This is a genomic window from Nocardioides sp. YR527, assembly GCF_900101045.1.
Taxonomy (GTDB): domain Bacteria; phylum Actinomycetota; class Actinomycetes; order Propionibacteriales; family Nocardioidaceae; genus Nocardioides.
Window position 1 is genome coordinate 138,631 of record NZ_FNFN01000007.1, and the last position, 23,072, is coordinate 161,702.

Sequence of the window (23,072 nt, forward strand, 5' to 3'; positions counted from 1 at the left end):
CGTGCAACGAAATACCGGGACGCGTCCGCGAGGACGGCCTACGGGCAGCGGGCGTAGAGGCGACGTGACCCGGTTCCGTACGCCGCGGGGTCGGTGAACGCGCAGCCGTAGTCGGGTGCGGCGACGGCTGCCCGGTCGAGGACGTCGTCGCCGGCCGGACGGTCGCCGTGCTCGACCCAGTCGACGAGATCGCCCCAGGCGGCCGAGGCCTCGGCGGGGCTGAACTCGCAGTGCCCGGCCGAGCGAATCGCGCGCTGCACGACCAGGCCGCCGCGGTGGTGGCGCTTCACCTCGCGCAGGTAGACCTGCTCCATCGAGAACGGCACGAACATGTCGCCGAGGTTGTGCAGGCTCACCACCGGGGCGGTGGGACGGCCGGAGATCCGCGACGGCGCGTTGAGCCGGTGGCTGTGGCGACCGACCGGATCAACCGGGTCGATCCGCTCGATCTCGGCATCGAGGTCGACCGGCGAGCTCGGCGCGTAGACGGTGTCCCGGTTGGTCGCGACCCGGCCGATGTTGAAGCCCAGCGTCCCACCGTCGTCCACCGACGGCAGCGTGAAGAGGAAGTCCTTCCACTGCCCGAAGGCCGCCACGGCGCCCGGCCGCGGTCCACCGCTGTGCTCGATCGTCATCGCCCGCAGCTGCTCGCCCTCCGGGGTCAGCGTGCCGCCGAGCCCCAGGCGCTCCTTGATCACCGGGACGTCGACGCTCTGGTAGCTCGCGTCGTAGGGGTAGGCGTCGTACCCGGCGAGCGCCTGCGCGCCGAGGTTGTAGTCGACGAAGAAGTCGAACAGCTCCACATCGCCCAGCTGCCCGCACATCGGCAGCGCCCCGTCGTAGAAGCCCGGATACTGCTCCAGCGAGCGCCCGATCACGTGCCCGCCCATCGACACCCCGGTCACGTAGGTGCGGGTCGCCCGGCGTGGCAGCAGCTTCGACGCGTACGTCGCCAGGTCACGCGTCGAGCGCACCCCGGCGCCCACGTCGTAGCCGTTGGTCGAGTAGCTCGACGCTGCCCAGGCGTAGCCCTGCTCGAGGAACGTACGCCGCAGCCCGAACCCCGGCGTCTCGGGCGTCAGCGTGTAGCTCAGCCCGCGGTAGCCGTGGGCCCACATCACCAGCTCGCCGTTCCAGTTCGCCGGCACCTCCAGGACGTACGCCGCGTGCTCATGCACTCCCTGGCGCACGGTGGTCTCCCTGCCACCGACGGTGATCGGCGCCACCGGCGGGTTGCTGATCGTGTAGCCGGGCAGCGGCTGGTCACCGGGCGGTTCGCGGTCGGCGAGCGCCGGGCCGGTCGAGGCGACCAGAGCGGAAGCGGTCAGGAGCAGGGCGAGGACAGCGGCTGACGCACGGGGCATGTCTTTGAGGGTAAGGCTGGTTGTGACTGGCGTCACAGAATCAGCGCACGAGGTGTCCTGTGCGCCGCGCACAAGGGTTCAGCGGCCGACGGCCTTCCGGATCGCGCCGAACGCCGCCTGCCCCACGCCCTTGATGCCAGCGGCGATGAAGGTGGTCCAGTCGAAGTAGTCGCGCCAGAGCTCGATCTTGCCGTCGCGCACCTCGAAGGTGCCGCACACCCAGAACTCGGCGGAGACCGAGCCGCGGCTGAGCACGTCGATGCGCTCGGTGAGCACGACCGGGCCGTTGGCCGCGATGTTGATCATCCGGACCTCGAAGCCGGTGGTGTACTTCCCCATGACCCGCAGCTGGCGCCCGACCTCGGAGAGGCCGCGCGCCGGCGGAAGGGGGACGTTCTGGTAGGTGACGTCGTCGGCGCACAGCGCCAAGGCAGCGTCGACCTCGCCGGTCTCGAGCGCGGCCAGGAACTGCTCGACGATCTGGATCTCGGTCATACCGCCACGTTATCGCCGATCAGCGGATGAGAGCGGGACTCAGGACCAGGCAATCCTGGCGGTGCAGGGTCGGGTCCTGGAGAAGCTCCTCGACGGCGACCCGTTCGCCCGGCACCCGCCGCAGCGAGGTGGTCTCCTTCTCCTTCACGAACACGTCGCGGGTCCGGGCCAGCTCGGCGAGGTAGCCGCGGTCCATGTGCTCGATCTCGAGCATCAGCGCCCAGTGCTCCGTGTCCGCCAGGGACCTGGCCGCGCCGTCGACCACCTCGCGCTCGAATCCCTCCACGTCCACCTTGACGCAGAACGGACGCCCGGAGCCGCCGAGCACCTCGTCGAGCGTGGTGACCTCGACCTCGCGCAGCTGCCAGCGCGCCGAGCCATCGTGGCGCTCGTCGAACAGCGACGACGTCCCCGACCAGGTCCGGTCGACCGCGAACCGCGCGGCTCCGGGCTCGTCGGCGACCGCCTGCGCGCGCAGGTCGATCGTGATCCCGCGGGTCTCCAGCGTCTTGCGCAGGACCTTGTGGAGCGAGGTGTTCGGCTCGAACCCGATCAGCTCCACCCCCTCGGGGATGTCCACCCCGACGAGCATCTCGCCGTAGTTCACGCCGACGTCGATCACGGTCCGCCACTCGTGCAGGCCGAGCGCCAACCGCCACAGCTCGAGTGAGCCACGGATGATCCGCCCCTTGTTGGCGATCAGGCCGAGAGCCCGCGGGTCGGTCGGCTTCACATAGATCCGATGCCCGTCCTCGGTCGTCGCGTACGCCATCTCGAGCACCTTCGCCTAGGGGTCGTCGGCCCAGCCGCCTTTGGCTGTCGCCGAACCCTAGAGCGCCCACGGAAACGCCAGCCGAACCGTGGGCCAACGCGGATCGGGCCGCGCAGCTCGAGCCAGGCTCAGGAGATCTGCTCGACCAGGTTGGCGGCGATGTCGTCGAAGGTGTTGCCGTCCCGGAACTGCTCGCCGTCGAGCAGGATGGTCGGAGTGCCACTCACCCCGTCGTCGGCGGCAGCCTTGGTGGCGGCGTCGGCCCAGGCCTTGCCGTCGAGGCTCTCGATGCGGTCCTTGACCGCGGACTCCTCAGCGCCCGCCTCGACGGCGAGGTCGACGAGGTCTGCGGCCTCGGGGAACGGGCCGGACTCGCTGGGCTGGTTCTCGAAGAGCAGGTCGTGGAACTTCTTGGCGACCTCGGGACCAGCCTCCTCCTGGACGACCGCGAAGGCCGAGGTGGCGAGCTCGGAGTAGGGGCCGACCTGGTCGAGGAGCACGAACGGGCGGTAGTCGACCTGGACCTTGCCGTCGGCGGCGAGCTCGGCGAGGTCCTCACGGGACGCGTTCTCGAACTCACCACAGTAGGGGCACAGGAAGTCTTCGTAGATGACGACCTTGTGCGGCGCGTCGTCGGGACCGATCACCAGACCGTGCTCGCTGCTGCCGGCCTCGGGCGCAGCGATCTCGCTGTCCGTCGAGCGGTTCAGGCTGAACAGGACCAGACCGCCGACGACCACCGCGATGGCGGCGACGACCGCCGCGACGGTGAGGATCGACTTGCGGGCCTGCTTCTTGCGCAGTGCCTCCAGCTCCGCGGCGGCCTTGGCAGCGCGGGCCTCACGCTTCTCCTTGCGCGAGGGGCTGCTGGCTGAATCCGTACTCATGGAGCCAACATAGGTGCCTCTCCTGAGCGCAGGCTGAAACCACGCCATGGGAACCGTTATCACATCGTCGCCTATCCCCCCGTAAAGCCGTTGACCAGCGGCGTTATGGTGCTCTGCGTGGCTTCACTGAACGAACGTCTGGTCTGGATCGACTGCGAGATGACCGGGTTGTCCCTCGATCACGACGCGCTGATCGAGGTGGCGGCCCTCGTCACCGACTTCGATCTCAACGTGCTCGGCGACGGGGTCGACATCATCATCAAGCCCCCTGCCGAGGCGCTGGAGCAGATGGACGACTTCGTGCGCGACATGCACACCAAGTCCGGGCTGCTGGTCGAGCTCGAGAACGGCGTGCCGATGCGGGAGGCGGAGGAGCAGGTCCTGGCGTACGTCTGGGAGCACTGCGGCAAGGACTCCCGGCCACCGCTGGGCGGCAACACGGTGGCCACCGACCGCAACTTCCTGGCCCGGGACATGCCCGAGCTGGAGGGGTTCCTGCACTACCGCAACGTCGACGTCTCCTCGATCAAGGAGCTCTCGCGCCGCTGGTTCCCGCGCACCTACTTCTCGGCTCCCCCCAAGCGTGGCAACCACCGCGCCCTGGCCGACATCCAGGAGTCGATCGAGGAGCTTCGCTACTACCGCGAGGCGGTCTTCGTGCCGATGCCCGGCCCGGACTCGGACACGGCCAAGGAGATCGCCGCCCGGCACGGTGCCTCGATCACCGGTCTCGGCGACGCCGATTCCACGGATCAGGCCTGATTCCTCTATGCTTTCTGCTGGCTCGAACATGCGTTGTTCGAGCCGATGGTGGGCGTAGCTCAGCTGGTAGAGCATCGCGTTGTGGTCGCGAGGGTCGCGGGTTCAAGCCCCGTCGCTCACCCCATCAGGGCGAGGTTCGGACTTCGATCGAAGTCCGAACCTCGCCCTTTCTCATGCGCTCCGTCCGTTACCGGCGGGGGTGATCTGCGCCAGGGTTCCGTGCTCGAGGGCCACCCATAGCCTGCCGTCGGGGCCGAAGGCGAGCCCATGCGGCTCAGCGTCGGGGGTGGGCAGGCCCACGGGCTCGCCGAGCGTGCCGGCCGTGGTGATCGTGCCTATCCGGTTGGCGCCCCACTCGGAGAACCACAGGGCTCCGTCGGGGCCGGCCGCGATCGCGTGCGGACGCGCACCACGATCGGCCAGGGGGTACTCGGCGATCTCTCCGTCGACCGTGATCCGGCCGATCTGTCCGGCGGCGATCTCGACGAACCAGAGGGCACCGTCGGGCCCGAGCGTGATGCCGACCGGTGCCGCGTCGGGCGTGGGGAGCTCGTGCACGGTGACCTCGCCGCGCAGATCGATCCGGCCGATCGCGTTGGCCTGGTTCATCGTGAACCACATCGCCTCGTCCGGTCCGGCCACGATCGCGGACGGGAACGCCCCCGTGAGCGGGAGCGGGAACTCGGTCACCGTCCCATCGATGGTGATCCGTCCGATGCAGTCGGTCGTCATCTCGGTGAACCACAGCGCCCCGTCGGGCCCCACACCGAGCCCGTACGGCATGCACTCCCGCAGTGCGAACCCGCTCACCTCGCCCTCGGCGGTGATCCGGCCGATCCGATGGGCCCGCGACTCGGTGAACCACAGCGCACCATCCGGTCCGGCGACGATGATCGTCGGACCGCAGTCGGGCGCCAGCGGGAACGTGACCGTGGACTCCCCCGGGACAAGTCGACCGATCTCGCCACTGCCCTCCAGGGTGCACCACAGCGCGCCGTCCGGGCCGGTCGCGATGGCGTACGGGCCTCTGCCCGGCACGCGGTGCTCGGTCACGCGCGCCGTCTGTTCGGATGTCATGAATGCCCTTCTCTCGTTCGGTCGCTGCCGCACCACTCTCGACCCCCGGGCGCGGCCGGAGCAACCGGGAATCGGACGGTCTCGCTTGGCTTCGGGTAGATATCTGACTAAAGTCAGATATATGACAGTGGACACCTCGGTGATGCGCAAGTTCAACATGAGCTACGTCCGTCGGGTGGGAGCCCTCGAGGACTCCTTCCTCGGCAGCGGACTCCCCTACGGCACCGCCCGCATCCTCTACGAGATCGGGCTCGGCGCGGGCACCGTCCAGGAGCTGAGGATCCGCCTCGGCGGCCTCGACTCCGGCTACGTCAGCCGGATGCTCCGGACCCTGGAGACCAAGGGGTACGTCACGGTGAAGCCCGATCCTGCCGACGGCCGGCGTCGCCTGGTGGAGCTCACCGAGGACGGCCTCAAGCAGTGGGACGACCTCGAGCGCCGCTCCGAGGAGCGCGCCCATCAGCTGCTCGACCCGCTGACGCCGCGGCAGCGCGACCGTCTCAACGAGGCCCTGGCGACAGCCGACCTGCTGGTGCGGGCAGCCACGATCACCATCGAGCAGGTCGACCCGCGCGACCCGATGGCGCAGGAGGCGATGGGCCACTACTTCGCCGAGATCGGCGACCGCTTCGGCTTCACCGTCGGCGACGAGGGCTTCGGCGACGACCCCTCGCTGCGACCGCCCCACGGCGCGTTCTTCGTGGCCGCCAGCGACGGCGCCCCGGTCGCCTGCGGTGGCGTGCGCGAGTTCGACGGCACCGGCGAGATCAAGCGGATGTGGGTCGACCCCGCCTGGCGCGGCGCGGGTCTCGGCTCACGCCTGCTGCGCCACCTCGAGGCCGAGGCGCTGCGGCTGGGCCACACAGTCGTACGCCTCGACACCCGCGACGTCCTCAGCGAGGCGATCGGGGTGTACGAGCGGGCAGGCTATGAGCGCATCGACCGCTACAACGACAACCCCCACGCCACCCACTTCTTCCGCAAAGAGCTCGGCTGAATGCTGACCGAGGTAACTCGGTCAGCGATCACTTCCGTCGCGGAACTCACCGAAGCAAGCGCACCTTCACCGAGTTACCTCGGCGAGCATCCCGCCGCATAGGCCTCCAACCGGTCCAGCGGCGGCTGGGCGCTGGGGTGCGCGACCGCGGCGGCGCCGACCGCGCAGGCCATACGCAGCGCGTGCTCGTCGGGCGTGCCGGCCTGGATCGCGAGGGTGAGCGCCGCGGAGAACGCGTCGCCGGCGCCGACGGTGTTGACCACGTCCGGCGCCGGCGCGGCGGGCACGCGAGCCGTCTCGGCACCCTCGGCGAACATGGCCGCGCCCGAGGCGCCGTAGGTCACCGCGACCCTCTTCGCGGCGCGCAGCTCGGGCATCGCGGCGTACTCGGTCTCGTTGACGATGAACAGGTCCACCCGCTCGACGAGATCCGTCGGGAGGGACTGTGCCGGGGCCGCGTTGAGCGCGACGAACCCCGGCGTCCGCGCGGCGACGGCGCGGACCACCTCCAGGGACAGCTCGAGCTGCATCAGCACGGCCTCGTCCGCCCCGACCGAGATCCCGTCGGCGCCGACCGACGCGTTGGCGCCGGCGCACACCACGATCTGGTTCTCCCCCGCCGCGTCGACGGCGATCAGCGCCGTGCCGGTCGGCGAGTCGGTGATGCGGACGCCAGCGGCGTCGACGCCTGCCGCCCGGATCGTCTCGACCGCCCAGGCACCGTCGGCGTCGGAGCCGACCGCGCCGATCATCCGCACCCGCGCCCCCAGCCGGCTCGCCGCGACGGCCTGGTTGGCACCCTTCCCGCCGACGTCTCGGCGCAGCCGGCCGCCTCCCACGGTCTCCCCGGCGCCGGGCAGCCGCTCGACGAGCGCGGTCAGGTCGACGTTGATGCTTCCGACGACGACCAGGTCCTGGGGCGATCGCACCGGCATCAGGGACGTACGAGGCCGATGCAGGAGTAGGTCAGGCCGGAGATCCGTTCCACCGGCACGCCGCGCGCCTCGGCGAGCTTCTTGACCTGGCCCAGATCGGCGTCACGGGCCGGGTCGACCAGGATCTTCACCGGGTCACCGTGCAGCAGCAGCCGGACGGTCTGGTCGACACCGGCCTGGACCAGGCTGACGTCACCGTCCGCGAACTTCTCCGCGACCTCCTCGACCGCGTCCCAGCCCACCCAGGTGGGCGTGTGGTCGCCACCGAGATGGGCACCGAGATGGGCACCGAGGTCGAGCATCACTTTGGTCCGCACGATCGGGAAGCGGGCCGCGACGGTGTCGATGAACTTCTTGGACACGTCGGCCGCAGCCAGGTCGGCGTGGAACACCGCACCGTGGAAGTCGTTGGGGCCGACCCGGTCGTCGTCGATGACGGGACGCGAGACGAGGCCGGAGACGGTCGACCCGAGGGATGCCGACGGGATGAGGTAGTCCTCGCGGGTGCCGTAGACCGCCACGCTCCGGCCCGGGTCGGCGAGGACCGCGAGCTCCGGGGAGAACGGCGAGGCCAGATGGGCATCGAGCGTCGAGTTGGCCTTCTCGACCGAGGCCGCCAGCTCCCGGGCGATCGCACCCGTGCCGGTCCAGCCGTCCACGAACATCACCCGGGCGGGGTCGTGGTGCGCGGCGAGGTAGGCGAGCGCGGTCTGGTCGATGCCGCGCCCGCGGATCATCGAGATCGCGTAGTGGGGCAGATCGAGCCCGTGCACCCGCTGCGCCCAGCGCCGCATCAGCACCCCGATCGGGATGCCGGCACGCACCAGGGAGACCAGCACGGCGTCCTGTCCGCGCCGGGCCAGCACCTGCTCGGTGACCAGGCCGATGGCGTACGCGACCCGCTGGGCCGATGCGGCCAGGGCCTCGTCGAAGAGCTCCCGATGTGTCTCCACCTGCTCCTCGGCGTCCGCCTCGGCCGCGTCCGCGGACAGGTCCTTGAGCAGCCAGGCGACGTCGTCCCGATCGTAGGAGCCGAAGGCCGGCCCGTGGAGCGGAGCAGGCAGCTGCCGGGCCGGCTGGTCGTGGCGCGGCTCCGGGGCGTACGCCGGGATGGTCACGACCACGACCCTCGGCGCGAGCCGGGCGAGCTGATCGACCAGGCCGCCCTCCTCGTGCAGCGCAGGGGTGTCGGCCGGCTCGTCGACCACCAGCACGATCGTCTCGAAGGCACCCTCGTGCAGGTTGTAGGCGAAGCGCGGCCCGTCGCCGTCGGCCGGGTCGTCGTGGGACGGGAAGGTGATCGCGGTGCGGATCGCGTAGCCCGGGTCGTCGACGTCGAGCACCGGCGAGCGGGTGGTCGTCGAGTAGGTGATCTCGTGGCGGCGGCCCTCGGCCGCGCGCCGGTCCGCCAGCGCGGAGGCGATCCGCAGCGGTGCGTACATCAGCTCCTCGGTGCCGAGGACGTGCACCGGGCCGTCGGGGATGCGGCCGGCGACGGCCGCGGCGGTCACCGTGACGGCCGACTCGTAGGAGCCGGAGGCGCTGGTCGTGAAGCCATGGCGGCCGCCCTCCGGGACCGCGCGTGGCCAGGTCGCGACCACCTGGACGACCTCGCCGCGCGGACGGCGGCTCGGCTCGACCCCGGCCAGGTGGCGGAGGCTCTCGACGTTGTCGATGAGCCGGTTTCCGCTCTCGGCGAGGTCCTCGGGCAGCTCGATCTCGCCGCTCGCGAGGGAGACCACGTCCAAACTCGCGCGCAGCCGCTTGATCGAGCGCTCCATCCGGCCGCGGTCGTCCTCCGAGCGCAGGTCGACGAGCGCGGCCACGACGTAGTGCTTGTGCGGGAACTTCTTGTGCAGCGCCCGGATGGTGCTGACGACGGTCTTGCCGGTGATGACCTCGTCGTCGACCAGCACCAGGGTGTCGGCGCGGGCGAGGAAGGCGGGATCGGCGGGAAGCAGCCGGTGGGCGGTCGCGTGCGAGTGCTCCTCGAAGAAGTCGGCGACGGACTCGATGCCGTCGACGACCCGGCGGGTGGAGTGCAGGTAGGGCGCCCCGAGGGCGTCGGCGACGAGATGGCCGAGCGCGGTCGCGGTCTCCGCGTAGCCGAGGACCACCGCGTCACCGGTGACCGCGGCGCGCGCCTTGGCCCCCAGGCGCAGCCCGGCGTCGGTCACCAGACGCGGGTCGGTCGGGACGTGCTTGCCGAGGACGGAGGAGACGAGGAGCTGCGCCCGGCGGGGGTTGCGTCGAACCGCCAGTCCGACCAGATCGGTGAGCATCATCCCACTCGGAGCGTCGGTCGTCCGCAGTCGCACACCCAGACGTTCGGCCACCCAGGTGCCTGACCAGCCGCTCACTTCGTCTCTCACAGGTGACATTCTCCCCCAATGCTCCTCGTCTGACTCAACCGCAGAGAGGCCGCCCCTGTCCACTGCAGGTCTCCTCCGAACAGCCCCTACGCCCGCCCCGCCGTCCAGAATGAGAACATGTTCTTGTCGGATGTGATGGAGAGCACTAGGTTCCGCACATGTCACGTCGCTCGGGAAGCTTCGCCATCGTTGCCGCCGCGGCGGCTGTGCTCGCCTTCGGAACCTCGCTGCTGAGCCCCGTCGGTCCGGCCGCCGCCGACCCTGCTGCCGACCCGGCGGAGACCCCACGGCTGTCTCGCGAGGGGCGCTGGCTGGTCGACCAGCACGGCCGGATCGTGCTGGTGCACGGCCAGAACCTGGTCTGGAAGCACGCCCCGTACGTCCCCTCCGACTCCGCAAGCGGGTTCACCGCCGTGGATGCCGAGTGGCTGGCCGAGTACGGGTTCAACGGCGCCCGGATCGGCACCCTGTGGGCCGGGGTCACCCCGGACGCCCCCGGAGAGGTCGACGAGGACTACCTCGACGACTGGCAGCGGGTCATCGACCTGCTCGCCGACGAGGGCATCTGGATGCAGTTCGACTTCCACCAGGACATGTGGCACGAGACCTACGGCGGCGAGGGCGTGCCCAACTGGGCGGCCAAGCGGCCGGCGCCCTACAACCTGCACCCGCCGATCAAGCTGTCCTTCCCGGCGACGTACATCACACCCGAGCTGGCCACCGTCTACGACAACTTCTGGGCCAACAAGAATGGGGTCCAGGACGGCTGGGCCGCCGCCTGGGGCGCCGTCGCACAACGATGGGCCGACCAGCCCTACACGATGGGATACGACCTCATCAACGAGCCATGGGCCGGCAAGGAGTGGCTCTCCTGCCCGATCACCGGGTGCGCGAGCTCGTACGCGAACGAGTTCCAGCCGGCGTACGAGAAGGCGACTGCCGAGATCCGGAGGTCCGACCCCGACGGCATCGTCTGGTACGAGGCGCAGCTGCTCGCCAGCCAGGTGCCCAACTCGAGCTTCGGTCCGGCCGACGACGACCAGGTGGGCTTCTCCTGGCACAGCTACTGCCCCCTCGGCTTCCTCGACTCCCAGGGCATCCCGCTCGGCGTGGACGCCTGCAAGAGCTATGACGACGACCACCACGAGGCGGCGCTCGAGCAGGCCAGGACGATGGGCGCGACCAACCTGATGTCGGAGTTCGGCGCCACCGACAACACCGACCTGCTGGCCATCGACACGGCCTCCGCGGACGACCACTTCGCCTCCTGGATGCACTGGGCCTACAAGCACTGGGACGACCCGACCACCGCCGACGGCCGACAGGGCATGTTCGAGGACGACGGCGACCTGTCCACGGTCAAGGAGGAGAAGCTGCGCACGCTCGTGCGGACCTACCCGCAGGCGACGGCCGGCACTCCCGTGGACCTCTCCTTCGACCCGGAGACCGGCGCGTTCAGCTACACCTACGAGCCTTCTGCGGGGATCGAGGAGCCGACCGAGATCTACGTCAGCCCGCTCCACTATCCCGACGGTCCGGACATCACGGTCGAGGGCGGCCGGGTCGCCGGCGAGGCCGAGCACCACCGGATCCTGGTCGAGCCGACCGGAACCGGGCCGGTGACCGTCACGATTGACTAGGCTGGTCGCGTCCGCGTCGGTCCAGCCATCGGAGGATCACTTGTCCGTCTCGCTCGCCAAGGGACAGTCGGTCTCGCTCACCACAGGTGACGGCAGCAGCATGACGCACGTACGGATAGCGCTGGGGTGGGACGCGGTCCGGAAGGGCCTCTTCGGCGGGTTCCGCGGCGCCGACGTCGACATGGACGCCTCCGCGATCCTCTACGACGCAGCCGGCGCCCACCTCGACCAGGCCTGGTTCCGACAGCTGAAGTCGAGGGACGGCGCCGTCATCCACACCGGCGACAACCGCACCGGTGCCGGCGAGGGCGACGACGAGTCGATCATCGTCCACCTCGACCGCATGCCGGCCGAGGTCGCGCAGATCGTGTTCACGATCAACTCCTTCACCGGACAGAGCTTCGCCCAGATCCAGAACGCGTTCTGCCGTCTGGTCGACGAGAACACCCACACCGAGATCGCCCGCTTCGACGTGAGCCAGACCGGCCCGCACACCGCGGAGATCATGGCCAAGGTCAGCCGCTACGACGGTGGCTGGGCGATGACAGCGCTGGGCGAGATCGGCAACGGGCGTACGTTCCAGGATCTGCTGCCCTCGATCGCCCCGACGCTCTCAGTCCCCGGTCCCCGCTCGTCAGCCGAGTGAGCCGACGCCGACGACGGTGAGGCCGGCGCCGAGGACCGTGACACCGAGCGCCGCCAGGATCGGGGTGACCTTCGCCGCGACCTGCAGGTACGCCTTCGACTCGGCGACCCGGACGACGAGGTTGTTTCCCGCCAGGGCCAGCAGGCCGACGCCGAACAGGATCGTCGCCATGCCCAGGCCGAAGGTGATCACCAGCAGCAGCGCGAACGCCGAGCGGCCGGCGAACAGACCGGTCACCAGGACCAGGAAGGCGCCGGGGGACGGAGTCAGGCCGCCGGAGATGCCGAGCAGGACGATCCCAGGGCGGCGTACGCCTTCCGAGTGACCGTGCCCATGACCGTGCCCATGCGCGTGGGAGTGCCCGTGGGAGTGCCCGTGACCGGCGCCTGAGCGCGCAGCGCGCCAGTGCCGGCGCAGCAGCCAGAGCCCGGTGCCGACGACCAGCACCCCGGCGACGATCTGCAGCCCGGCGGTGAGGTTCTCCAGGCGGACGAGGTCCGAGAGCGAGAAGAACGCCCACGCCACCGCGATGACCAGCACCGAGAAGGTGTGCATCACCGCCACCGAGCCGCCGAGCCAGGCCGCGTCGCGCACCCGGCCCTCCGCACCGATCAGGTACGCCGCCGCCAGCGTCTTGCCGTGGCCCGGCGCGATCGCGTGCGCCGCGCCGGCGGCGAAGGCGAGCACGAAGGCGGCCGCGGCGATGCCGGGCTCGTCCAGATAGCCCTGCACCCGCTCGACCAGGGCCGCCGCGCCGAACCAGTCACCCATCAAGAAGTCGTCCATGTCAGGCGCAAACGATGGCACAGAGTTTCAGCGCCGGATACGGCTGCGGCAAGCGTTTACCCACCGGACAGACGGGCGTCGACAGTGCTCCGCAGCCGCGTTCACCTGGTCTCAGGATCCTTTCAGACTGGCCGGGCACGGGTGCTCCGGCTGTTCGGCACCTCGGGCGATGCCGCACCCCCACTCGGCAATCAGCAGCATGCCCCAGGAACCAAGGAGCATCGTGTTCGCAGTACCGAACGCCAGCCTCGCCAGATTCGGACGGACGCGGCTGATCGCCGCGGTCGCCGGTCTGGCTCTCGCCGGAGGGGTCGTCGCGGCCCTGCCCGGCGACGCCATCACCTCAGCCAGCGCGGCGACCTACACCGCCGTCGGCGCACCGGTCACCGGCGCCCCGCGAGCCGCTCTCGCGACCGTGGACGCGCCGACACCTGACGTACTCGACATCGACTTCGCGGGCAGCGCCCCGCACGAGCGCGCCCAGTCGCTCGAGCCGCGCACCTGGGGTGCGCCGACGTACGGCACCGACGACGAGCTCGCCGAGACCCCGACCGACATCATGACCGTCGACGGCACCGACGACGCGGTCTCCGTCGAGCACGACCCGTGGGCCGGCCTGCAGCAGGGCTTCACCATCGAGTGCGTCTTCCGGGTCGAGACCACGCTGCCGACCAGCAACGAGAAGGACCTCTGCTCCAACAAGGAGGCGGGCGGCTACTCGGTCTACGTGACCGGCTCCAACCTGGGCACGATGGCCCACATCGGCGGCGGCTACAAGACGGTGCTGACCCCGATCACGGCCAACCGCTGGTACCACGTGCTTTCGGTCTGGGACGGCCAGACGCTGAGCCTGTACGTCAACGGCACCCAGGCCGGCTCGACCGCCGCCACCGGCGCGCTGCAGGCCCCGGCCGCGACCTCGCGCCGCTTCGTGGTCGGCGCCGACTCGGCTCCCACCGGGATCGGCCAGCCGGCCCCGCCCGCCTCGTTCGCCGCTGCCTCCCTCTTCGCCCGCGCGATGACCGATGCCGAGGCGGCGGCACTGGCCGGTGCCTACGACACCGCTCCCCCGGTGCCCGCCGCGGACGTGCTCGACGTCGACTTCGACGACGGCACCCCGGCAGACGACACCGGCCGCGCGGTGACCACGGTCGGTGAGCCGGTCATCTCCGACGACACCGCGCTGGACGCCAAGGTCGCCTCCTTCGACGGCTCCAACGACGCGTACGCCTACGCGATGGGCTCCGCCGCCTGGGACCAGATCGACGAGCAGGTCTCCATCGAGTGCACCTTCAAGGACAACGGCACCTTCCCCAACGGGACCGAGCACTCGATCTGTTCGGAGAAGGAGGGCGGCGGCTACTCGATCGTCGTCTACAGCGGCAAGCTGACCTTCGCGGTCCACGCCGGCGGCGCCTACCGCAACGCCCAGGTCGAGATCGAGACCGGCCGCTGGTACCACGCCGTCGGCACCTGGGACGGCTCCACCGCCCGGCTCTACGTCGACGGCGCCCTCGCCGCCTCGATCGCGGCGCCGGCGCCGCTGACCCGTCCCGGCGGCAACGCCCTCAACTCCTTCTACGTCGGTGCCGACTCGGTCAACCAGTTCTGGTCGCCGGTCACCGTGCGCAACGCCCGGATCTTCACCGACGTGCTCACCGCAGACCAGGCGTACGCCCTCAACGTGGCCGCGCTCGGTGACGTACGCGACGCCGGGGTGGTCGTCAACGGCACCACCCCCGCGGCCGGTGCGCACATCACCACGCCGACCGAGTTCGCCGTCGACATCACCAACCAGGGCAACGCCTCCGGCTGGAACTACACGCTCGACGGCGACCCGATCCGGCCCGGCCAGGAGATCGGCGCCGGACTCTCTCGCGGCGAGCACACCATCGAGGTCACCGCGAAGGACGTCTTCGGACGGCCCGTCGCCCACACCTCGACGTTCACCTCCGACGCCATCCCGACCGGCGGCGGCACCGACACCGGTCAGGGCAAGGGGAAGGTGACGCTCTCGGCGATCGCCAACAGCCCCGACGGCTCGGACGTGACCACCACCTTCAAGGCGGCCTCCGCCTCGGTCGCCGACGGCGGCTTCCAGGGCGTCGTGCCGGTGCTCCCGAGCGCGCTCGAGTTCGACTACTCCTCCCCCGAGACGATCACGGGGCGGCAGCTGCCCGACGGGAAGACCGCCGCCAGCGCCTCGAGCAAGCTGATCCCGTTCCAGCGCTACGACGTCTCCGTCCCGGCCTCCGACTCGCGTCGCCACGTGGTCTGGACCGGCACGGCCGACCCTGCCCGCTCGGTCTCGCTGCGGGTGTGGAACACCGCCGAGAGCCGCTGGGACGAGCTCGCCTCCGCCCGTGGGATCGCCGACGGCGACACCACGCTGCAGGGCCGGGCGCTGGCCGCGCACGTCGACAACGGCGTCGTGCACGTCCTGGTCACCGGCATAGACCCGTTCGCCGACGACCTCGCGCCGCGCGACGAGTCGGCCGCCGACGACAAGGACCACTTCGAGAACCCCGACGACTACGACTTCTCCTTCGCCCACTTCACCGACACCCAGTACATCGCCGAGGGCGCTGCCGGTGGGACGTACGAGAACTTCAACGGGATCGAGGAGCCCTCGGACATCCAGCTCGTCGAGGAGCAGGCGGTGTGGCAGCGCGCCTACCGCGCCGAGACCGAGTGGATCCGCGACAACGCCGACCAGCGCAAGATCGCGTTCACCTCGCACACCGGTGACGTGACCGAGAACGACACCAAGGACCCGCTGGCCACCGACGCCAACGGCAACCTGCTCTACCCGGGGCTCGACGAGCAGATCACCCGCGAGTTCGAGTTCACCTCGGACGCCCAGGCGACCCTCGACGAGGCCGGCGTGGTCAACCAGGTCGTCGCGGGCAACCACGACAACCAGGGCGGCAACGAGACCGGTCCGCAGTCGCGGTTCAGCCGCTACTTCAGCCCGTCGCGCTACTACCAGGCCGCCGAGGCGTGGCCCGAGGGCGCGTCCTACCACGCCTGGGACGAGGAGACCGACGGGTCCGGCAACGTCACCGAGCCGGGCACGGACAACCAGAACAACTACGTGCTCTTCTCCGCCGGCGGGCTCGACTTCGTCGCGGTCGGCCTCTCCTACGGGGTCACCGAGGAGGAGGCGGCCTGGGCGAGCGAGATCTTCGCGCGCTTCCCCGACCGCAACGGCATCCTGAGCACCCACGCCTACCTGGCCCCGTCCACGGCTCCCGACGGGCGCGGGGCGAAGTTCTCCACCGACGGGTCCCGGCTCTACGACCAGGTCGTGGAGGCCAACCCGAACGTGTTCCTGGTCCTCGCCGGCCACGAGCACGGAGTCGGCACGAACCTCAAGCGCGGCATCGGTGCCACGGTCTCGCACAACGTCGTGGAGCTGCTGGCCGACTACCAGTTCTACAAGGTGACCGCCGGGGAGCTCTTCCCCGACTCCGTCGACGCCTCCGGCAACATCGACCTCAACGGCGACGGGACGGTGGACCACAAGTCGACCGACCTGCTCCAGTTCGGTGCCTCCTACCTGCGTCTGCTGCAGTTCGACACCGAGCGCGCGGAGATGTCGATCGACACCTACTCCCCGCACCTGGACGACTTCGGGGCGACGGAGTACGACGACCGGCACCGCTACAACGGCGCCGAGGACAACCTGACGTTGCCTGTGGACCTCTCCACCCGGCGTACGTCCTTCACGACCGACGCACTGACGGTGGTCACCCCGACCGACACCGTGATCGGCACCGACACCGCGCGTTCGGGCTGGCCGGCGACGGTGGAGTGGGCCGGGCTGACCGAGGGCGAGGTGTACGCGTGGACCTCGACCTCGCGCACCGGCGAGGCCCAGACGCTCGGCTCGATCGACCAGTTCGGCGGCGTCTTCCTGGCCACCGCCGCCGGCACCGACGCGACACCGCCGGTGCTGACGGTCCCGGCCTCGACGAGGATCGAGGTGGGCGCGGAGTTCGACCCGCTGGACGGAGTCAGCGCGACCGACAACACCGACGGCGACCTCACCGGCAGCATCCAGGTCTCCGGCAGCGTCGATGTGAACAAGGCGGGCGCCTACCCGCTGACCTACACGGTCACCGACACCAACGGCAACCAGGCCGTCGCCTCGCGCGCGGTCGTCGTCGAGGAGGCCGACGTCCCCGAGCTGACCCCGGTCAAGCTCACCGCCAAGGACGTCACGGTGCGGTTCGGGAGGGACCTGGAGCTCCAGACGTCGCTCACGCCGCGCAGCGCCACCGGCACGGTGCAGTTCCTCATCGGCGAGGACGTCCTGTGCGAGGCGCGCGTGCGACGCGGCGTCGCCGAGTGCGAGGTCGACGTGCTGCCGCCGCCGGGCCGTCACCAGGTGCAGGTCTTCTACCCGGGTGACGACACGCATGCACCGGCCACGACGAACCTCACGCTGACGGTCAGGCAGCGTTAGTGGCTCGTCTCCCCCGGGCGCTCGCGGTGGTCGCCGGCTTCGTGCTGGCGGCCACCGCGGGTGTGCCCGCCTACGCTCATCCGTTCGGAGCCCCGCAGACCGCGACGATCGCCGGCACCACCGGCGCGCCCGAGGTGACGTGGCGGTTCGGGGCCACCGACGACATCGCCTACCTCGCGGTACAGGTCGGCGCGCTACCGCCGGACCGGATGACGCTCGACGGCGTCGTCCTCTACGAGCCCGGCGACGAGAAGGCGCTGGCGCGGTCGGAGGCCTACGCCGAGTACGTGCTCGACCACATCCGGATCGAGGGCTGCGACGGGTCGGTCGACGCGTCCGATGACCTGGTCGCCGACGGCACCACGGTCACCTTCGACTGCTCGTCACCGGCCTCGGCCACGAAGATCGAGATCGACATGATGACCGACCTGCATCCGGCGTACCAGACCCTCGCCTCGGGGCCGAACGGCCAGAAGGCGGCGTACGCGGGGACCACCCGCTCCCACGGCTGGACCCTCGATGAGTCCCGAGCCGCGGCGACCGGGCTCAGCGCGCTGCTCCAGATCGGCGGGACCCTCGGCGGGATCGCGCTGCTGGGCGCCGGCGGGTGGTGGCTCGTGCGCCGCCGCTCCGCTAGCGCTTCAGCTTCTTGATCTCGTCCTTGGCGGCCTGCTGGGCGATCGCCTCGGCCTGGGCCTCCTCGCCGAAGACACCCTCGACCTTCGCCTTCTCGACCTTCTTGAACTGACGCAGCATGCTCCAGGCGATCACCGCGACGGCGACGCAGAGCGCGATGAAGATGCCGAAGGCGGTCCAGCCCGCGACCACGTCCTCGTCCTGCGGCGGGGTGGGCTCGGGAGCGGGCTGGGAGGTGTGCAGAGTCTGCGTCGTCATCGGGAGGCCGGACATACCGACATTGTCTCACCTGTGCCTGAGAGAACCTCAGGCGGTGACGACCTTGCCGAAGCTGATCTCGCGACCGACCGCGGCCTTGCCCTCGTCGTCGGCGGTGGAGGCGTCGAGGCCGGCGAACAGATCGGTCTCCTCGCGCCTCTCCGCCTCCGGCACCGGCACGTAGGAGGTCGCCAGCTCGTAGTCCTCGGTCGGCCAGGCCTCCTTCTCGATCTCCCGGGGCACCGCGAACCAGGGGCCGTCAGGGTCGATCTGGGTGGCGTGCGCGAGCAGGGCCTGGTCACGTACACCGAAGAACTCGGCGCACTCGACCTTCGTGGTGACCCGCTCGTCCCAGCCCGGGTTCGGCTTCCAGGTCTCGAGGCGCTCCTCGTAGGGCGAAGCGAGGCCGTGACTCTTGATCGCCTCGTGCAGCGCGATCATCCGGGGGTAGTTGAAGGTGTGGCTGTAGTAGAGCTTCAGCGGCTGCCACGGCTCACCCGCGTCCGGGAACAGGTCGGGGTCGCCCGCCGCCCGGAACGCCTCCACCGAGACCCGGTGGCACATGATGTGGTCCGGGTGCGGGTAGCCCCCGTTCTCGTCGTACGTCGTGACCACGTGCGGCCGGAAGGAGCGGATGATCTCGACGAGCCGGCGCGTGCTCACCTCGAGCGGCGTCCGGCCGAAGCAGCCGTCGGGAAGCAGCGACCAGTCCTTGGCCCCCATGTCCTCGACCTTCATGAACTCCTCGACCCAACCGGAGTCGACGAAGCCGAGCCAGTCCTGCTTGATACCGAGGATGTCGCGGGCGCGGTGCATCTCCTCGCGGCGGATCTCGTGGATGTTCTCCAAGATCCCCGGGCGCTCCATCTTCGGGTTGAGGATGTCGCCCCGCTCGCCGCCTGTACACGTCGCGACATGGACGTCGACCCCTTCGGCGACGTACTTCGCGGTGATCCCCGCGCCCTTGCTCGACTCGTCGTCGGGGTGCGCGTGCACGTGCATCAGGCGGAACGCCTGCTGGAGCTGCTCTGGCATGAGTTCAATCCTAACCACGCTCCGTCTCACGGATCGGTTACCCGCTCCCACTCCGCGGACAACTTTGGTGGTAGTGGTCCGGGGACGGATGTACGGTCTCCTTCGGCGAGGTGGGACCATGTTTTCCGTGAGCACGCCGTCAGCCGAAGAGTCCCGCATCGCGACCCGCTACGGCCGAGGCCCGCGCCGCCGCCCGGGCGTACTCATGATCGCCCTGATCCTCACCCTGGTCGCCGTCGTCGGCTGGTTCGGCTGGGCGCTGTGGCTGGCCCTGCACCCCGAGGTCTCCTCCGGGCTGGAGAAGTGGGAAGCCGTCAGCGAGAACGAGGTCGAGGTGACCTTCGTCGTACGTCTCCACGACAAGGACGCGAAGCCGGTCTGCACCGTCGAGGCCGAGGACGACAAGGAGGAGAAGGTCGGCCACCTCGAGTTCACCGCCACCGAGGGGCGCCAGACGATCACCATCCCGACCGAGCGCCGTGCGCTGCGGGTCGAGTGGGGTGACTGCACGGTCGAGTGACCGTGCAGCGCACCCGCACCTGGGTCAGCCGGTGAAGACCTCGGTCTTCAGGATCTCGACCTTGAGCGGCCCGCGAGGACCCTCGTAGGTCACGGTGTCACCGGCGCTGGCACCGATGAGGGCAGCGCCGATGGGCGAGGCGGCCGAGGAGATCTCGACGCCGCCCGCGTAGTCCTTCATCTCGATCGAGGCGATGAGGCGGGTCTCGGCCTCGTCGTCGTCATCACCCTCGAACTTGAACGTGACCAGCTTGCCGACCGAGACGACTCCGTCGTCCTCGGGGACGGTGGTGTCGGCCTTGCGCAGCAGCGCCTCGAGCTGCTGGATCTGGCCCTCGAGCTTGCCCTGCTCCTCGCGGGCGGCGTGGTAGCCGCCGTTCTCCTTGAGGTCACCTTCGTCCCGCGCGGAGCTGATCTCGGCAAGGATCTCCTGGCGGCGGGGGCCCTTCAGGTGCTCCAACTCCGCGGTGAGCTTGTCGAATGCGCCCTTGCTGAGCCAGATCGTGGCAGCGGTGGTCTCGGTCGACTGAGTCATGAGCTGCGTTACTCCTGATGGGTAGTGAATAGGTAAGGGGCGCCGGTCAACCCCCATTCACCGGCGCCTTTTCTCCCTGCTGTGCGGGCGTGCTTCACCCAGCTGAACGTTCCGCGGGAGATTGTCAGAAGGTTCAGTTTAACAAGGCAACCACACCCGAAGACAGTTCGCGACCGAAACGTTGCGCAATCTGACCTCGGGACCGTTCCACGGAACGGCAGGGCGCGGCCTCAGTGCGTGGTCGCGGGATATCCCTTGCTGCGCAATTGTTCGAGAACTCGCTCGGCGTGGGTCTGACCCCGAGTCTCCAGCTGGAGCTGAACGCCGACCTCGGCGAGCCGTAGGCCGGGGTTGGTGCGCGAGTGCACGACCTCCATGACGTTGGCTCCGGTGTCGCCGATCACCGACAGCAAGGTCGCCAGCGCACCGGGCTGGTCGGGGATCGTCACCGCGACCGGCAGGTAGCGCCCGGCCAGCGTCATGCCGTGCTGGATCACCTTGCCGAGCAGGAGCGGGTCGATGTTGCCGCCGGAGAGCACGACCACGACGGGGCCCTCGAAGGCCTCGGGGGCGTCCATCAGGGCGGCCACGCCGACCGCGCCGGCGGGCTCGACGACCAGTTTCGCCCGCTCGGCGAGCGCGAGCAGCGCGCTCGAGATCGCCTCCTCCGAGACCGTACGGATCTCGTCGACGTAGGTCTGGATCATCGGGAAGTTGGTCTCCCCCGGCAGGCCGACGGCGATGCCGTCGGCCATCGTCGGCATCTTGTCGAGCCGGATCGGACGGCCCTCGCGCAGCGAGACCGGGTAGGCGGCGGCCGTCTCGGCCTGCACGCCGACCACCTTCACGTCGGGGTGCTTCGCCTTGATCGCGAGCGCTGCACCGGCGAGCAGGCCACCACCGCCGAGCGGGATGACGACCGTCTTCACCTCCGGCGCCTGCTCGAGGATCTCGAGCCCGATCGTGCCCTGGCCCGCGACGACGTCGGGGTGGTCGAAGGGGTGGATCATCACGGCACCGGTGCGCTCGGCGAAGGCCATCGCGGCCTCGAGGCACTGGTCGACGTACTGCCCCTCGAAGATCACCTCCGCGCCGTAGGCGCGGGTGGCCTTCTCCTTCGGGATCGGCGCGCCCTCGGGCATGAACACGGTCGACGGGATGCCGAGGGTGGTCGCGGCCAGCGCGACGCCCTGGGCGTGGTTGCCCGCGCTGGCGGCCACCACCCCGTGCTTGCGCTCGTCCTCGGAGAGCCGGGCGATGCGTACGAAGGCCCCGCGGGCCTTGAAGGAGCCCGTCCGCTGGAGGTTCTCGCACTTGAGGATGACCGTGTCCCCGATCATGTCGGTGAGCCAGCGGGCTCCCTGGACGGGCGTCTCGGTGATGTGGTCGCGCAGCAGCTCGCGGGCCTCGAGGATGTCGTCGTACGTCGGCTGACCATGCATCTCAGGCACTGCCTGCTCCTGGGCTCGGCGGGGGTGGGGAGGTCGGGCCGCTGGCCGGCAACGGAGGCGGAGGCGACGTCGGCGCTTGGGCCTGCGCCGGGGCGGTGGCGGTCAGGTGGTTGACCACCGCGTTGAGTGCTGCCACCAGCGGCACGGCCACGAGGGCGCCGGCGACGCCACCGAGCACGATGCCGGTCGCGACGGCGAGGATGACACCGAGCGGGTGGACCCGCACCCAGCGGCCGAGCAGGAACGGCTGCAGGCCGTGGGCCTCGAGCTGCTGGACCAGGATCACACCACCGAGCATCAGCAGCGCCGTCACCGGGCCCTGGGACACGAGTGCGACGAGCACGGCGACCGCGCCGGCGACGGTGGCACCGATCAGGGGCACGAACGAGCTCAGGAAGACGAGCACGCCGATCGCCGCCACGAACGGGACCTGCAGGGCCGCGGCGATGATCATGATGCCGATCGCATCGACCGCGGCCACGATGACCGTCGCCCGGGTGAACTGGGTCAGGGAGACCCAGGCGACCCGGCCCGAGCTGTCCATCCGGCTGCGCGCGGCCCGCGGCGCGAGGCGGACCAGCCAGCCCCAGATCCGTTCCCCCTCGGCGCAGAAGAAGTAGGTGGAGAAGAGCACGATGAACAGGCCGGCGAAGACGTCGAGGGCGACCCCACCGACCTCGCTGACCCGGGAGAACGGGTTGGAGGCGTACGCCGCCGCCCAGTCCTCCACGGTGGTCTGCACCGTGTTGAGCCAGGTGTCGATCTGGCTCTCGCTCGCATGGAACGGACCGTTGATCAGCCAGTCTCGGATCTCGTCGAGCGCCTTGACCGTCTGCCCGGCCAGGTCGGTGAAGCCGTTGGCGACCTGGGTGCCGGCGAAACTCAGCATCGCGATGACCGCCGCGAGCACTCCGATCACCACGAAGAGCGCCGAGATGCTCCGTTTCAGTCCGATCCGAGCCAGGCCGTTGACGATCGGCGAGACGAGTGCGGCGATCAGCAGCGCGATGACCAGCGGGACCACGACGATGCTGACGATGCCGAGGGCACGGACGATCAGATAGCCGGCGGCCACGATGACCAGGAACCGCCAGGCCCACTGGGCGGAGAGCTCGACGCCATAGGGGACGTCGGTGCGGCTCACCGACTTCGGCGCGGTCACCGGCTCGGGCGCGGCCAGCTGCTCCTGGCGCTCCTCCCGCAGGCGCTCGAACTGGTTGACGAGACGAAGCGCGAAGTTCTCGGCCGACTCACGGGCCTCCGCCGCGGCCTCCTTGGCCACCTCGGCGGACTCGCGCGCATCGGCCTCGTCCTGAGCGTGACGCTGTTCCTCACGCGCCTGCCGGTTGCGCCTGAACGCGCCTGTCACCCGCTCGAAGCTCTCCTTCGCGGCCGACTTCTCGCCACCGGGAACATCCCCCTGATCTGTCACCTGAC

General features: G+C 70.1%; 20 protein-coding genes and 1 tRNA gene. 8 read left to right on the plus strand and 13 right to left on the minus strand.

Annotated elements, in window-relative coordinates; translation table 11 throughout:
- Window positions 1–38 precede the first annotated feature (38 nt).
- The 4 genes from BLT25_RS21740 to BLT25_RS21755 all read right to left on the minus strand — a co-directional run bounded on the left by BLT25_RS21740 (window position 39) and on the right by BLT25_RS21755 (window position 3,518).
- A complete protein-coding gene (locus BLT25_RS21740; RefSeq protein ID WP_256328720.1) occupies window positions 39–1,364 on the minus strand; it encodes a hypothetical protein in 1,326 nt (441 codons plus the stop codon).
- A gap of 78 nt (window positions 1,365–1,442) precedes the next feature.
- Window positions 1,443–1,859, minus strand: a complete 417-nt coding sequence (locus BLT25_RS21745; protein ID WP_091050451.1) for a limonene-1,2-epoxide hydrolase family protein — start codon at window positions 1,857–1,859, stop codon at window positions 1,443–1,445.
- A 19-nt stretch (window positions 1,860–1,878) separates the two neighbouring features.
- Window positions 1,879–2,631, minus strand: coding sequence for an FkbM family methyltransferase (locus BLT25_RS21750; RefSeq protein ID WP_091050825.1), 753 nt, complete (start codon window positions 2,629–2,631; stop codon window positions 1,879–1,881).
- 128 nt (window positions 2,632–2,759) lie between these two features.
- Window positions 2,760–3,518, minus strand: coding sequence for a DsbA family protein (locus tag BLT25_RS21755; RefSeq protein WP_256328721.1), 759 nt, complete (start codon window positions 3,516–3,518; stop codon window positions 2,760–2,762).
- Between the two features lie 105 nt (window positions 3,519–3,623).
- Here BLT25_RS21755 and orn point away from each other — a divergent pair, with 105 nt between their 5' ends.
- Together orn and BLT25_RS21765 are read left to right on the plus strand one after the other, a co-directional pair.
- A complete protein-coding gene (gene orn / locus BLT25_RS21760; protein WP_218131450.1) occupies window positions 3,624–4,280 on the plus strand; it encodes an oligoribonuclease in 657 nt (218 codons plus the stop codon).
- Between the two features lie 48 nt (window positions 4,281–4,328).
- Window positions 4,329–4,404, plus strand: a tRNA-His gene (locus tag BLT25_RS21765).
- Window positions 4,405–4,451: 47 nt separating this feature from the next.
- Here the strand turns inward: BLT25_RS21765 and BLT25_RS21770 are convergent.
- Window positions 4,452–5,357, minus strand: coding sequence for a Vgb family protein (locus BLT25_RS21770; protein ID WP_091050455.1), 906 nt, complete (start codon window positions 5,355–5,357; stop codon window positions 4,452–4,454).
- A gap of 121 nt (window positions 5,358–5,478) precedes the next feature.
- On the opposite strand from BLT25_RS21770, the gene BLT25_RS21775 reads away from it, so the two are divergent.
- The gene (locus tag BLT25_RS21775; protein WP_091050458.1) at window positions 5,479–6,354 is read left to right on the plus strand and encodes a bifunctional helix-turn-helix transcriptional regulator/GNAT family N-acetyltransferase; all 876 of its coding nucleotides are present in this window, start codon (window positions 5,479–5,481) and stop codon (window positions 6,352–6,354) included.
- Between the two features lie 74 nt (window positions 6,355–6,428).
- On the opposite strand, the gene BLT25_RS21780 is transcribed toward BLT25_RS21775, so the two are convergent.
- Together BLT25_RS21780 and BLT25_RS21785 are read right to left on the minus strand one after the other, a co-directional pair.
- On the minus strand, window positions 6,429–7,283 hold the full coding sequence (locus BLT25_RS21780) for a ribokinase (RefSeq protein WP_091050831.1): 855 nt from the start codon (window positions 7,281–7,283) through the stop codon (window positions 6,429–6,431).
- A 5-nt stretch (window positions 7,284–7,288) separates the two neighbouring features.
- Complete coding sequence (locus tag BLT25_RS21785) at window positions 7,289–9,661, minus strand: phosphoribosyltransferase domain-containing protein (RefSeq protein ID WP_091050460.1); 2,373 nt, start codon at window positions 9,659–9,661, stop codon at window positions 7,289–7,291.
- Window positions 9,662–9,819: 158 nt separating this feature from the next.
- On the opposite strand from BLT25_RS21785, the gene BLT25_RS21790 reads away from it, so the two are divergent.
- Together BLT25_RS21790 and BLT25_RS21795 are read left to right on the plus strand one after the other, a co-directional pair.
- Entirely contained in the window at window positions 9,820–11,301 is a 1,482-nt protein-coding gene (locus tag BLT25_RS21790) for a glycoside hydrolase family 5 protein (protein ID WP_091050462.1), read from the plus strand.
- Window positions 11,302–11,341: 40 nt separating this feature from the next.
- Window positions 11,342–11,947 (plus strand): TerD family protein, encoded by a 606-nt coding sequence (locus tag BLT25_RS21795; RefSeq protein ID WP_091050464.1) that lies wholly within the window; start codon window positions 11,342–11,344, stop codon window positions 11,945–11,947.
- Here BLT25_RS21795 and BLT25_RS21800 read toward each other — a convergent pair.
- The gene (locus BLT25_RS21800) at window positions 11,936–12,733 is read right to left on the minus strand and encodes a HoxN/HupN/NixA family nickel/cobalt transporter (RefSeq protein WP_256328722.1); all 798 of its coding nucleotides are present in this window, start codon (window positions 12,731–12,733) and stop codon (window positions 11,936–11,938) included. The genes BLT25_RS21795 and BLT25_RS21800 overlap by 12 nt on opposite strands.
- A 223-nt stretch (window positions 12,734–12,956) precedes the next feature.
- On the opposite strand from BLT25_RS21800, the gene BLT25_RS21805 reads away from it, so the two are divergent.
- Both BLT25_RS21805 and BLT25_RS21810 read left to right on the plus strand, forming a co-directional pair.
- The gene (locus BLT25_RS21805) at window positions 12,957–17,201 is read left to right on the plus strand and encodes a LamG-like jellyroll fold domain-containing protein (protein WP_176884136.1); all 4,245 of its coding nucleotides are present in this window, start codon (window positions 12,957–12,959) and stop codon (window positions 17,199–17,201) included.
- Window positions 17,201–17,854, plus strand: a complete 654-nt coding sequence (locus BLT25_RS21810) for a hypothetical protein (RefSeq protein WP_091050471.1) — start codon at window positions 17,201–17,203, stop codon at window positions 17,852–17,854. Before BLT25_RS21805 ends, BLT25_RS21810 begins: the two co-directional genes overlap by 1 nt.
- Here BLT25_RS21810 and BLT25_RS21815 read toward each other — a convergent pair.
- Both BLT25_RS21815 and mca read right to left on the minus strand, forming a co-directional pair.
- Window positions 17,835–18,110 (minus strand): hypothetical protein, encoded by a 276-nt coding sequence (locus BLT25_RS21815; protein ID WP_091050473.1) that lies wholly within the window; start codon window positions 18,108–18,110, stop codon window positions 17,835–17,837. The genes BLT25_RS21810 and BLT25_RS21815 overlap by 20 nt on opposite strands.
- A 33-nt stretch (window positions 18,111–18,143) precedes the next feature.
- Entirely contained in the window at window positions 18,144–19,130 is a 987-nt protein-coding gene (gene mca / locus BLT25_RS21820; RefSeq protein ID WP_091050476.1) for a mycothiol conjugate amidase Mca, read from the minus strand.
- A 127-nt stretch (window positions 19,131–19,257) separates the two neighbouring features.
- On the opposite strand from mca, the gene BLT25_RS21825 reads away from it, so the two are divergent.
- Window positions 19,258–19,650, plus strand: a complete 393-nt coding sequence (locus BLT25_RS21825) for a DUF4307 domain-containing protein (RefSeq protein ID WP_176884138.1) — start codon at window positions 19,258–19,260, stop codon at window positions 19,648–19,650.
- A 24-nt stretch (window positions 19,651–19,674) separates the two neighbouring features.
- Here the strand turns inward: BLT25_RS21825 and greA are convergent, their stop codons facing one another.
- From greA to BLT25_RS21840, 3 genes are all read right to left on the minus strand, one after another.
- A complete protein-coding gene (gene greA / locus BLT25_RS21830) occupies window positions 19,675–20,184 on the minus strand; it encodes a transcription elongation factor GreA (RefSeq protein ID WP_091050480.1) in 510 nt (169 codons plus the stop codon).
- 230 nt (window positions 20,185–20,414) lie between these two features.
- Complete coding sequence (gene ilvA / locus BLT25_RS21835; RefSeq protein ID WP_091050481.1) at window positions 20,415–21,626, minus strand: threonine ammonia-lyase; 1,212 nt, start codon at window positions 21,624–21,626, stop codon at window positions 20,415–20,417.
- Window position 21,627: 1 nt separating this feature from the next.
- Entirely contained in the window at window positions 21,628–23,067 is a 1,440-nt protein-coding gene (locus BLT25_RS21840; RefSeq protein ID WP_256328723.1) for an AI-2E family transporter, read from the minus strand.
- Window positions 23,068–23,072: the final 5 nt, after the last annotated feature.

Excerpts from the sequence above, each read along its gene's own strand:
- mca (WP_091050476.1), bottom strand. The coding sequence starts at position 19,130 with ATGCCAGAGCAGCTCCAGCAGGCGTTCCGCCTGATGCACGTGCACGCG.
- BLT25_RS21775 (WP_091050458.1), top strand. The coding sequence starts at position 5,479 with ATGACAGTGGACACCTCGGTGATGCGCAAGTTCAACATGAGCTACGTC.
- BLT25_RS21750 (WP_091050825.1), bottom strand. The coding sequence starts at position 2,631 with ATGGCGTACGCGACGACCGAGGACGGGCATCGGATCTATGTGAAGCCG.
- BLT25_RS21800 (WP_256328722.1), bottom strand. The coding sequence starts at position 12,733 with ATGGACGACTTCTTGATGGGTGACTGGTTCGGCGCGGCGGCCCTGGTC.
- BLT25_RS21740 (WP_256328720.1), bottom strand. The coding sequence starts at position 1,364 with ATGCCCCGTGCGTCAGCCGCTGTCCTCGCCCTGCTCCTGACCGCTTCC.
- BLT25_RS21755 (WP_256328721.1), bottom strand. The coding sequence starts at position 3,518 with ATGAGTACGGATTCAGCCAGCAGCCCCTCGCGCAAGGAGAAGCGTGAG.
- BLT25_RS21770 (WP_091050455.1), bottom strand. The coding sequence starts at position 5,357 with ATGACATCCGAACAGACGGCGCGCGTGACCGAGCACCGCGTGCCGGGC.
- BLT25_RS21790 (WP_091050462.1), top strand. The coding sequence starts at position 9,820 with ATGTCACGTCGCTCGGGAAGCTTCGCCATCGTTGCCGCCGCGGCGGCT.
- BLT25_RS21815 (WP_091050473.1), bottom strand. The coding sequence starts at position 18,110 with ATGTCCGGCCTCCCGATGACGACGCAGACTCTGCACACCTCCCAGCCC.
- orn (WP_218131450.1), top strand. The coding sequence starts at position 3,624 with ATGGTGCTCTGCGTGGCTTCACTGAACGAACGTCTGGTCTGGATCGAC.
- ilvA (WP_091050481.1), bottom strand. The coding sequence starts at position 21,626 with ATGCATGGTCAGCCGACGTACGACGACATCCTCGAGGCCCGCGAGCTG.
- BLT25_RS21745 (WP_091050451.1), bottom strand. The coding sequence starts at position 1,859 with ATGACCGAGATCCAGATCGTCGAGCAGTTCCTGGCCGCGCTCGAGACC.
- greA (WP_091050480.1), bottom strand. The coding sequence starts at position 20,184 with ATGACTCAGTCGACCGAGACCACCGCTGCCACGATCTGGCTCAGCAAG.